This is a genomic window from Pseudomonas sp. PS02303 (assembly GCF_029959925.1).
GTDB classification, from domain to species: domain Bacteria; phylum Pseudomonadota; class Gammaproteobacteria; order Pseudomonadales; family Pseudomonadaceae; genus Aquipseudomonas; species Aquipseudomonas mandelii.
Genome location: NZ_JASCOM010000354.1, coordinates 1 through 4,866, shown reverse-complemented (window position 1 = coordinate 4,866; position 4,866 = coordinate 1). Strand labels below are relative to the sequence as shown.

5 protein-coding genes are annotated in these 4,866 nt (G+C 59.7%); 3 read left to right on the top strand and 2 right to left on the bottom strand.

The features are described from left to right. Positions 1 to 82: 82 nt before the first annotated feature. The gene (gene sstT, locus QMX98_RS32440; RefSeq protein ID WP_010458680.1) at positions 83 to 1,315 is read right to left on the bottom strand and encodes a serine/threonine transporter SstT; all 1,233 of its coding nucleotides are present in this window, start codon (positions 1,313 to 1,315) and stop codon (positions 83 to 85) included. A 279-nt stretch (positions 1,316 to 1,594) separates the two neighbouring features. Between sstT and QMX98_RS32435 the strand changes: the two genes are divergently transcribed. Beyond that, a complete protein-coding gene (locus QMX98_RS32435) occupies positions 1,595 to 2,749 on the top strand; it encodes an MFS transporter (RefSeq protein ID WP_010458683.1) in 1,155 nt (384 codons plus the stop codon). Between the two features lie 3 nt (positions 2,750 to 2,752). Here the strand turns inward: QMX98_RS32435 and nhaR are convergent, their stop codons facing one another. After that, positions 2,753 to 3,652: a transcriptional activator NhaR gene (gene nhaR / locus QMX98_RS32430; RefSeq protein ID WP_102593404.1), complete on the bottom strand. Its 900-nt coding sequence runs from the start codon at positions 3,650 to 3,652 to the stop codon at positions 2,753 to 2,755. A gap of 135 nt (positions 3,653 to 3,787) precedes the next feature. Here nhaR and QMX98_RS32425 point away from each other — a divergent pair, with 135 nt between their 5' ends. Next, positions 3,788 to 4,030, top strand: a complete 243-nt coding sequence (locus QMX98_RS32425; RefSeq protein WP_102593405.1) for a hypothetical protein — start codon at positions 3,788 to 3,790, stop codon at positions 4,028 to 4,030. Positions 4,031 to 4,058: 28 nt separating this feature from the next. Beyond that, positions 4,059 to 4,808, top strand: coding sequence for a TerC family protein (locus QMX98_RS32420; RefSeq protein WP_010458689.1), 750 nt, complete (start codon positions 4,059 to 4,061; stop codon positions 4,806 to 4,808). The last annotated feature ends 58 nt before the right edge of the window (positions 4,809 to 4,866 follow it).

Below are 4,866 nucleotides of genomic sequence, written 5' to 3'. Positions count from 1 at the left end.
CGCGAAGGCGGTACATCAGCCAACATCATCGTTAAGTGTTGGTCAGCATTCGCGAGCAGGCTCGCTCCCACAGAGATGTGGGTCAGGCCAGGCGTTCGGCTTTTGCTTCTTCACCCAGGCAAGCCGCGGCGGTGAACAGCACATCCGTGGACGAGTTCAGCGCCGTCTCCGCAGAATCCTGCAACACACCAATAATGAAACCCACCGCTACCACCTGCATGGCGATTTCACTCGGAATGCCAAACAGGCTGCACGCCAGCGGGATCAGCAACAACGAACCACCGGCCACGCCCGAAGCACCACACGCACAGATCGCCGCCACCACACTGAGCAGAATGGCTGTCGGGATATCCACGGCGATGCCCAGGGTATGCACGGCCGCCAGGGTCAGCACGGTGATGGTAATCGCCGCGCCGGCCATGTTGATGGTCGCACCCAGCGGAATCGATACCGAGTAAGTGTCTTCATGCAGGCCCAGGCGCTTGCTCAATTCCAGGTTGACCGGAATGTTCGCCGCCGAGCTGCGGGTAAAGAACGCGGTGATGCCGCTTTCTCGCAAGCACATCAGCACCAGCGGATACGGGTTGCGGCGCAGTTTCCAGAACACGATCAGCGGGTTCATCACCAGCGCGACAAACAACATGCAGCCCAGCAGCACGGCCAGCAGATGCACGTAGCCGATCAACGCCCCGAAGCCAGACGTGGCCAAGGTCGACGCGACCAGGCCGAAGATCCCCAGCGGTGCGAAACGAATCACCAGGCGCACGATCAGGGTCACGCCATTGGACAGGTCGCCGAGCACCTCGCGAGTGGTGTCACCGGCATGGCGAATCGCAACGCCCATGCCGATCGCCCAGGCCAGAATGCCGATGAAGTTGGCGTTCATCAGCGCACTGACCGGGTTGTCGACCACGCTGAGCAGCAGACTTTGCAGCACTTCGCTGATGCCGCCCGGCGCAGTCACGGCGACGTCATGAGTGGACAGCACCAGGCTGGACGGGAACATCATGCTGGCAACCACCGCGACCACCGCGGCGGCAAACGTCCCCAGCAAGTACAAAAACAGAATCGGCCGGATGTGGGTTTCCTGGCCGTGCTTATGGTTGGCGATCGACGCCATCACCAGCACGAACACCAGAATCGGCGCGACGGCTTTGAGTGCCGAAACGAAGACCTTGCCGATGAATGCCGTGGATTTCGCCACCTCAGGCGCGATCAGCGCCAGGGCAATCCCGGCGATCAGGCCGATGACGATTTGCGAGACCAGGCTCAAGCGTTTCAAGCGTTGCAATAGCGAAGGGGATGAAGCAGTCATAAAACGGCATCTCTGATTATTAGGTGCGGGGGTGTCGCGACATCAATGCCAGTGAATGGCCGATGAACAAGGTGTACGTATCGCAGGGCGCGGACTTTATCACAGCGTGGTCTTGATCCTTCAGACCTGTGACGATCTGCCGCCCGCGTGATCAACGAGATCGGCAGGTTCGTGCAACCCTGATCGGAAACACTCTGTTAAGATTGCGCATCCTCATTTTCAAGTCATGCCAGTGGGCCTTCGGGTTATCGCTGGTGTCGTCGTTTTCTGGAGTTCTGCATGCTGTTGCCCATCCTTCTGTTGTCGGCCGCCGGTTTTACCGTGCTGACCACGGAATTCGTCATCGTCGGCCTGTTGCCGGCGATTGCCCGAGACCTTGAAGTCAGCATCCCCCAAGCAGGTTTGCTGGTGACCCTGTTCGCCTTTACCGTCGCCGCGTTCGGGCCGTTCCTGACCGCGTACTTCGCCAGGTTCGAGCGGCGCAAGCTGTTCATCTCGGTGTTGATCATGTTCGGCCTGGCCAACACCCTCGCGGCGTTTGCGCCGAACATCTGGGTGATGGCCATCGCCCGCTTGATCCCCGCGTTGGGGTTGCCGGTGTTCTGGGCGCTGGCCAGTGAAACCGCCGTGGACATCGTCGGGCCGGATTACGCCGGGCGGGCAATTGCCAAAATCGGTTTCGGCATTGTCTGCGCCACGGTGTTCGGCATTCCGGTGGGCACGTTGATTTCCGATGCGTTCGGCTGGCGCAGTGCCTTCGGCATTCTGGCGGTGATCGCCTTTGCCAAGGCGTTGCTGCTGTTTATCTACCTGCCGAAAACCAACCTGCATCAGCATCAGGTGAGCTTCCGTTCGCAGTTCAAGATCTTGCGCAGCCCGTTGATGCTGGGCCATGTGCTCCTGTCGATCCTGGTGTTCAGCGGCATGTTTACCGCTTACACCTACCTGGCAGACATCCTTGAGCGCCTCGCCGGTTTCAACGGTACGGTGGTCGGCTGGTGCCTGATGGGCTTCGGCGCGGTCGGTCTGATCGGCAACTCGTTGGGCGGTCGCGCGGTGGATCGTCATCCGTTGATGGCTTCGATGATGTTCTGCACGTTCATGATCGCCGGCATGGTGGCGTTGGTACCGAACATTCATTCCCCGCTCGGTCTGGCGGCAGCGATGGGCATCTGGGGCGTGACTCAGGCGGCGTTGTTTCTGGTCAGTCATGTGCGATTGATGAAGGCCGCGCCCGAGGCGCCGGCCTTTGCCGCGTCGCTGAACATCGCCGGGGCCAACCTCGGGATCGGCCTGGGTGCGATGGTCGGCGGACGGGTGATCGACAGCGTTGGCCTGGGCGGGCTGGGTTTTGCGGCTGCCGCGTTTATCCTGGTTTCGATTCTCCTGGCCATGGCGCTGATGACCATGAAACCTCGCGAAATCTGCGCCTGACCTTCACAGTTCGGTAAACAGCTCGCGTCGGGCACCTTCGGTAATCGCCACGATGCCGGGGTGCTTGACCTTGCGTTCCACGGAAATGGCGTAGAACGACTCCGTCACAGCGTCGGTCTGGCCAATCAACTCCACGCCGTATTGGCGTTTCACTTCGTCGGCAATCACGCTCGGGCCGATGAAAATCCCGCTGCCCGATTGACCGAAAGCCTGCATCAGCGCGCTGTCGTCGAACTCGCCGACAATGCGCGGCTGGATTTGCTGCTCGGCAAACCAGCGCTGCAAGCGACTGCGCACCACGGTTTCCGGCCCGGGAATCAGCAGTGGTGCGCCGTGCAGGCTGCGTGGGAAATCCTGACCGTACTGTGCTGCCAACTCGGCGGTGGCGAAGAAGCTGATCCCGCATTCACCGAGTTTCTGGCTGTAACCCTTGATGTCCAGGTGCGAGGGCATCGGGCTGTCGGAAATCACCAGGTCCAGGCGCTGGATCGCCAGGTCGGCGAGCAGCCGTTCCAGTTTGTCTTCGCGGCAGGTGATGCGCAGCGGTTCACTCAACTCCATGGTCGGTGCGATCAGACGATAGACGATGGATTTGGGCACCACATCGGCGACGCCCACCCGAAACAGGATCTGCTGTTCATTGGGTTGCGCCCGCAGCATCAACTCCAGTTCGCCGCCCAGCTGAAACATTTGCTCGGCGTAGGTCAGGGTCTGACGCCCGGCCTCCGTCAGCTCAAGCTGGCGACCGACCCGCCGGAACAGCTCAATGCCATAGGTTTGTTCGAGCAGGGAAATCTGCCCGCTGATGGTCTGGGGCGTCAGGTTCAGCTGCTCGCAGGCGCGCACGATGCTGCCGGTCTTGGCCACCACCCAGAAGTAATGCAATTGGCGATAGTTGAGCATGACGGCCTACAGTTCGTGAAAACCGAAGTATAACCGCTAAAAATACGAATTTTCCTGAAGTGTTTGCCTCCCTAGAATGCCTCGCTATCAACGGGCCATCGTTTCGGCCCGTTTTGTTCTATCGAGGAAAGCATCATGAAGCTTAAAACCACGGCACTGTTGATTGCGTCTTTACTGGTATTGGCCGGTTGCGACCAGGCCGAGAAAAGCGCGCAGCAATTGATGGGCAAGGCTGCCGAAACCGCCAAACAGGCGATCGACGACACCCACAAAGCCGCCGAACAAGCGATCAGTGATGCCACCGGCGGCCTGATCAGCAAGAAAGAACCATCGGCCGAAGACCAGCGCAAAACCGAATCTTCGTCCCAGGAAATCTAAACCGTCTACAACGAGTCAGGACTGACCCATGGAATACCTTTTAGAACTTGCTGCAAGCCCCACCGCCTGGGTCGCCCTGGCCACGTTGATCGTCATGGAAATCGTGCTCGGCATCGATAACCTGATCTTCATCTCGATCCTGACCAACAAGCTGCCCGAGCAGCATCGGCAGAAAGCACGCCGCATCGGTATCGGCATGGCGCTGATTCTGCGACTGGGCCTGCTGAGCACTATCGCGTTCATCGTCCAGTTGACCGAGCCTGTGATCGATATTCTCGGCCATGCGTTCTCCTGGAAGGACATGATCCTGATCGCCGGTGGCCTGTTCCTGTTGTGGAAGGCGACTACCGAGATCCATCACAGCATGGACCCGGCCCCGGATGATCCGATGTCGGCGACCTCGACCGTGACCCTGGGCTTTGCTGCCGCGATCGGTCAGATCCTGATGCTGGACATGGTGTTTTCCATCGACAGCATCATTACCGCTGTGGGCATGACCGAGCATTTGCCGATCATGATCATCGCCGTAGTGGTGTCGGTGCTGGTGATGTTGCTGGCGGCTGATCCTCTGGCCAAATTCATCAACGACAACCCGACCGTGGTGATGCTGGCGCTGGGCTTCCTGATCATGATCGGTATGACACTGATCGCTGAAGGTTTCGGGGCTCACGTGCCTAAAGGCTACGTCTATGCGGCCATGGCTTTCTCGGCGACCATCGAGGGCTTGAACATGATGTCGCGTCGGGCCAAGCAGAAGAAAATAGCGGCTGAAGCTTAACCCGCGGAAAAACGAAACGGGGGCCGGCGCGCGGCACCGGCCCCGCGCGCCGGGTGTT